Here is a 5,338-nt window from a genome sequence, read left to right on the forward strand (position 1 = left end):
GTATGCAGCGAGGGCCAGCCTGATTTTCGGCGCTAGGCCTCCAGGACCGGGAGGAGTTCGGGGAGGTGGCCGTCGAACTCGCGGCCTACGGCGATGCGTTCGGCGGAGACTTCGCCGTAGGTGGTGTTGCGTTGGCGGGCGGGGCGGCCGGCGGCGGTGGCGATGGCTTCGAGGCCGTGGATGGACTCGTAGCTGCCGTAGGAGGAGCCGGCCATGCGGGAGATGGTCTCCTCCATGAGCGTGCCGCCGAGGTCGTTGGCGCCGCTGCGGAGCATCTCGGCGGAGCGGTCGGGGCCGAGCTTGACCCAGCTGGTCTGGATGTTCGGGATCACCGGGTGCAGCAGCAGACGGGCCATCGCGGTCACGGCGCGGTTGTCGCGCATCGTCGGGCCGGGGCGGGCGATGCCGGCGAGGTAGACCGGGGCGTTGGTGTGGATGAAGGGGAGGGTGACGAATTCGGTGAATCCGGCGTGGCCGTTTTCGAGGTTCGTGCGCTGCATTTCCGCGAGCAGGCGCAGATGGGCGAGCCAGTGCCGGGGCTCGTCGACGTGGCCGTACATCATGGTGGACGAGGAGCGGATGCCCAGGGAGTGGGCCGTGGAGATGACCTCGACCCAGGTGGCGGCGGGGAGCTTGCCCTTGGTGAGGATCCAGCGCACCTCGTCGTCGAGGATCTCGGCCGCGGTGCCCGGGATCGTGTCCAGGCCCGCGTCCTTGGCCGCGGTGAGCCAGTCGCGGATCGACATGCCGGTGCGTGAGGCGCCGTTGACGACCTCCATCGGCGAGAAGGCGTGGACGTGCATGCCGGGCACGCGCTCCTTGACCGCACGGGCGATGTCGAAGTACGCGGTGCCGGGCAGGTCGGGGTGGATGCCGCCCTGCATGCACACCTCGGTGGCGCCGACCTGCCAGGCCTGCTCGGCGCGGTCCGCGACCTGGTCCAGGGACAGGGTGTACGCGTCGGCGTCGGTGCGGCGCTGGGCGAACGCGCAGAAGCGGCAGCCGGTGTAGCAGACGTTGGTAAAGTTGATGTTCCGGGTGACGAGGTAGGTCACGTCGTCGCCTACGGCAGACCGGCGGACGTCGTCGGCGATGCGGCACAGCTCGTCGAGCGCCGGGCCGTCGGCGCTGAACAGCGCGAGGGCCTGGGTGTCGGTGAGCCGCGTCGGGTCGGAGGCCGCGGTGCTCAGGGCCGAGCGCAGGTCGGAGTCGAGGCGCTGCGGGGCGGCGGATTGGGCCACCTGGGCGCGCAGTTCGTCCCAGCTGCCGTAGACCTCGTCGAAGTCGGCCCGCCGGTCATCGGTCCGGCCGGTCGCGTCGATGCTCGAATGCAGGTCGGTGCGGCCGGACGCGACCAGCGCCTCAGCCTCCTGCCACGGCAGGCCCTCGGGGATCGCCTCCTCGTTCGCCAGGCCGGTCTCCTGGTCGGCCAGGGCCCTGACATGCGGGAGCAGCCGCGGGTCCAGCCAGGGTTCGCCGCGCTTGAGGTATTCGGGGTAGACGGTGAGCCGCTCGCGCAGTTCGAATCCGGCGGCGGCCGTGCGCGCGGCCAGCTCCTCGATGTGCGGCCACGGGCGCTCCGGGTTGACGTGGTCCGGGGTGAGCGGGGAGACGCCGCCCCAGTCGTCGATGCCCGCGCCGATGAGCAGGGCGTATTCGTGGTCGACGAGGTTCGGCGGGGCCTGGATGCGCGCCGCGGGGCCGAGGATGAGCCGGGCCACGGCGACGGCCGCGGCCAGTTCGTGCAGTTCGGCGTCGGGCATGCCGCGCATCGCCGTGTCCGGCTTGGCGCGGAAATTCTGGATGATGACCTCTTGGATCCCCTGGTACTGCCGGGCCACGCGGCGGATCGCGAACAGGCCCTCGGCGCGCTCGGCGTAGTCCTCGCCGATGCCGATGAGCAGGCCGGTGGTGAACGGGACGCTGCTGCGGCCCGCGTCTTCGAGCACGCGCAGCCGGACGGCGGGGTCCTTGTCCGGCGAGCCGTGGTGCGGGCCGCCGGGCTTGGACCACAGCCGGGTGGCGACGGTCTCCAGCATCATGCCCATCGAGGGGGCCACGGGCTTGAGGCGCTGCAGGTCCGTCCAGCTGAGCACGCCCGGGTTGAGGTGCGGCAGCAGGCCGGTCTCCTCCAGCACCCTGATGGCCATCGCGCGCACGTACGCGAGGGTGTCGTCGTACCCGTGCGCGTCGAGCCATTCGCGCGCCTCCGGCCAGCGGTCCTCGGGCTTGTCGCCGAGCGTGAACAGGGCCTCCTTGCAGCCCAGCGCCGCACCCTTTCGGGCGATGTCCAGCACCTCGTCCGGGCTCAGGAACATCCCGTGACCCTCGCGCCGCAGCTTGCCCGGCACGGTCACGAACGTGCAGTAGTGGCATTTATCCCGGCACAGCCGGGTCAGCGGGATAAACACCTTCTTCGAGTACGTGATCACCCCCGGACGGCCCGCGGCCTCGAGCCCGGCATCCCGGACCCGCGCGGCGATCCCGCAGAGTGCCTCGAGGTCGGCGTCCGCGGCCTGGAGCAGGAAGGTTGCCTCGGCCACGTCGAGTGCGTCCCCGCGCCGGGCCCGGGCGAGCGCCCGGCGCATGCCGTTGTCCTGCTGCGCAACCTGGTCCGCTGCGCGCTTCGCGTTGTCTGCCACCGATCCAGCGTAACGGGTGCACCGCGATTAGATCACGTACGGCCCGGAGTGCGGTCGCCCTCCTTACCCGTGGGCAGATCACGTACGGTCCGGAGCGCGATCTCCCTGCTCCTTAGCGGGATCGCCCGGAAGCGCGAGCCGGGCGAGGGTGCCGCCGCCGAGGGCGGGCTCCAGCTTGATCGAGCCGCCGGTCTCCTCGGCCACCTGCGCCACGATGGCCAGGCCCAGGCCGGAGCCGGGCAGCTGGCGGGCCGTGTCGGAGCGGTAGAAGCGTTCGAACACGCGCGGCAGGTCGGCCGGGTCGATGCCGGGGCCCAGGTCCCGCACGGTGTACTCGCCGCGGCTGAGCCGCACGGTGACCTTGCCGCCCGCGGGCGAGAACTTCACCGCGTTGTCCAGCAGGTTCACCACGGCCCGGTCGAGGCTGGTCGGGTCGCCCTGGACGAACCAGGGTTCGACGTCCACGTCGAACTCCAGGCCGGGACCGCGCAGCTTGGCCCGTTCCACGGCGCGGCCGACGGACTCGTGCAGCGCGACCCGCATCGTGCGGCGCATGCCGCCCTCGACGTTGCGGGACAGCTCGAGCAGGTCGATGACCAGGCCGGACAGTTCGTGCAGCTGCTGGTCCACGCTTTCCAGCATCGACTCCTCGCGTCCCGGCGGCAGCGCGCGCCCGGTGCGTCGGCTGCGCAGCAGCAGGTCGACGTTGGTGCGCAGCGAGGTCAGCGGGGTACGGAGTTCGTGCCCGGCGTCGGCGATCAGGCGCTGCTGGCGTTCTCGCGAACCGGCCAGGGATTTCGTCATGCGGTTGAAGGCCCGGCCGAGTCGGCTGAGCTCGTCGGCGCCCTCGACGGGGAGCGTGACGGATAGATCGTCGGTCGCGGCCACGTACTCGACGGCCCTGGTGAGCCGACGGACCGGCTTGAGGGCACTGCGCGCGACGAGGAATCCGGCCGCCGCGGCGAGCGCGACTCCGCCGAGCGCGGCGAAGGAGAGCCCGACCGCGAGCTGGTGCAGCGAAGTGTCCACGTGGGAGACATCGATGACGCGCGTGTACGAGTAGCCGGTCTCGTAGGCGTAGTACGTGTAGGCCCGGACGTGCGTGCCGTCAGTGGTGTACGTGTCGTAGAGCTGCGAACCCTCCTTCTTCTCGGCGACCGCGATCTGGGTTGCGCTAGCGGTGCTGCCGAGGACGAAGTTCGTATTCAGGTTGCACACCGAACCGTCGGACTTGGCGATGATGAGGCCGCCGATACCGGCGAATGCGGGTCCGCCGCTGCCCTTGTCGTCGGTGGGGGAAGTCGTCGCACCGTTATTGCAGGAGGTGTTGTATTGGCCGGATGCCGAGTGGTCGGGAAAGCCGTTCCCGGTGTTGCCAGGCGTAGCGCTCGAGCTGGCGCCGGTGAACGGCAGATGGCTCGACCCCGGACCGCCCGGCCCCACGTTCGTCTGCGCGGTCAGCTGCTGATCGATCTGCCGGTTCAGCTGACCGCTCACCAGGAAGTACGAGATCACTGCCGCGCCGATCACCGCGACGGATACCGCGAGCGCGGCTAGGAGGGCGAACCGTCCCTGGAGCGTGAGCTTGCGCAGCACGCGGGAGGTCCGCGAACGCTTGATCACTGACCATCGGCCTTCGTGGACTTGTCGGAACCGTTGGACGTGCCGGCACCCGCGGTGGCGGCATCGGCGCGCAGCACGTAGCCGACGCCGCGCACGGTGTGCAGCAGGCGGGGCTCGCTGCCGGCCTCGGTCTTGCGACGCAGGTACATCACGTAGACGTCGAGGGAGTTCGAGGTCGGGCCGAAGTCGAAGCCCCAGATGGACGTGAGCAGCTGCTCGCGGGCCAGCACCTGGCGCGGGTGGCGCAGGAACATCTCCAGCAGCGAGAACTCGGTGCGGGTCAGCTCGATGCGGCGCTCGCCGCGGAAGACGTCCCGGGTGAGCAGGTCCATCCGCAGGTCCTGGTACTCGAGCACCTCCTCCGGCTCCTCGGCGGCCTGCGCGGCCTCGGCCAGCAGCGCGCCTCGCCTCAGCATGGCGCGGATCCGGGCGAGCAGCTCGTCGAGGTCGAAGGGCTTGGTCAGGTAGTCGTCGGCGCCGACGTCGAGGCCGGTGACGCGGTCGCCGACGGTGTCGCGCGCGGTCAGCAGCAGCACCGGCAGGCTCGGGTTGAAGGAGCGCAGCCGGCGCAGCACGGTCAGCCCGTCCATCCGCGGCATCATCACGTCGAGCACCAGGCCGTCCGGCATCGACTTGGCGATCTGCTCGAGCGCGCCGAGCCCGTCGGCCGCCGTGGTGACCTGGTAGCCTTCGAACTCCAGCCCGGCCCGCAGGGCCTCCCGCACGGCGGGCTCGTCATCCACGACCAGGATGGCCGGCCCGGACTGCGTCGTCTCAGCTGTGGACACGATCACACCTTCACTTCCCTGGCTTAAGTCTCTCGGATACCCCGCACGGCAGCCTGCCAAGCTCTCATGAGAAAGCGGTGAGAGCCGTATTAAGGCAGGCTGCCGTGTTTTCCGGCGCGAATGAACCCCTTATTGGACGGCGATCCGGTCGCGCTTGATGGTGAGTTTTCCGTGCTTGATCTGGGCCAGTCGGGGGACGCGGCGGGCCAGCTCGGAGTCGTGGGTCACCATGATCACGGTCAGCCCGCGCTCCTGCCACAGGTTCTCCAGCAACCCGAAGATATC

General features: G+C 70.3%; 3 protein-coding genes. All 3 read right to left on the reverse strand.

All coding sequences use genetic code 11. The features are described from left to right. Nucleotides 1-32 precede the first annotated feature (32 nt). Nucleotides 33-2,642 carry a bifunctional FO biosynthesis protein CofGH gene (locus VG296_RS27145; RefSeq protein ID WP_325570587.1) on the reverse strand — a complete coding sequence of 870 codons (2,610 nt, stop codon included), beginning with the start codon at nt 2,640-2,642 and terminating at the stop codon, nt 33-35. A gap of 78 nt (nt 2,643-2,720) precedes the next feature. Further along, nucleotides 2,721-4,265: a HAMP domain-containing sensor histidine kinase gene (locus tag VG296_RS27150; RefSeq protein ID WP_325570589.1), complete on the reverse strand. Its 1,545-nt coding sequence runs from the start codon at nt 4,263-4,265 to the stop codon at nt 2,721-2,723. Further along, the gene (locus VG296_RS27155) at nt 4,262-5,053 is read right to left on the reverse strand and encodes a response regulator transcription factor (protein ID WP_325570591.1); all 792 of its coding nucleotides are present in this window, start codon (nt 5,051-5,053) and stop codon (nt 4,262-4,264) included. The genes VG296_RS27150 and VG296_RS27155 overlap by 4 nt, the downstream gene beginning before the upstream one ends. Nucleotides 5,054-5,338: the final 285 nt, after the last annotated feature.

The sequence above is a fragment of the Actinospica sp. genome, assembly GCF_035552695.1.
Classification (GTDB): Bacteria; Actinomycetota; Actinomycetes; order Streptomycetales; family Catenulisporaceae; genus Actinospica.